This window comes from Roseibium denhamense (assembly GCF_009711415.1).
Classification (GTDB): domain Bacteria; phylum Pseudomonadota; class Alphaproteobacteria; order Rhizobiales; family Stappiaceae; genus Roseibium; species Roseibium denhamense.
The window spans coordinates 1-492 of sequence record NZ_SMLZ01000028.1 but is presented as its reverse complement, the minus strand read 5'-3'; the positions used below and the strand labels follow the sequence as shown (position 1 = coordinate 492).

Genomic DNA, 492 nt, shown 5'->3' with positions numbered 1-492 from the left:
CTAACGCCAGCGTGTCAATCAACATTGGGAATTCCACCACAGAACGGGGGGGACATGCAGAAGGGGATAGGCTTGTCGCCGTTGAGAGAGTTTTAGGTAGTAAATACAATGACGCTATTACCGGAAACGGTGACGAAAACTATCTACGCGGTTACTCTGGGAACGATCAGATTCGTGGCGGTGCTGGTAACGATATCATTCGCGGTGATGCCGGTCATGATATTATGTATGGTGGAAGCGGAGGCGATATTTTTTATTTCGTGGGCAACGACGGTAACGATCTTATAATGGATTTCGAGGTCAATATAGACAAGATATATGTAAGAAATACAAGTGTGCAGTTAGAGGATATAGTGTTTACAGTCGAAGATGGTGACTCGATAATAAATTTTTCTGGTTCAGTTGTTAAAATAATTGATATCGAAATTGGGGATTACCTTGAGGAGATGTTTATTTTTGCTTAGGGTCAAAACTCATTGATAGCATTGAATT

Annotated in this window: 1 pseudogene; it reads left to right on the top strand. The window is 41.5% G+C overall.

Annotated elements, in window-relative coordinates:
- Window positions 1-464, top strand: a pseudogene (locus E1180_RS00080) (hypothetical protein); the annotation flags it as partial.
- Window positions 465-492 lie beyond the last annotated feature (28 nt).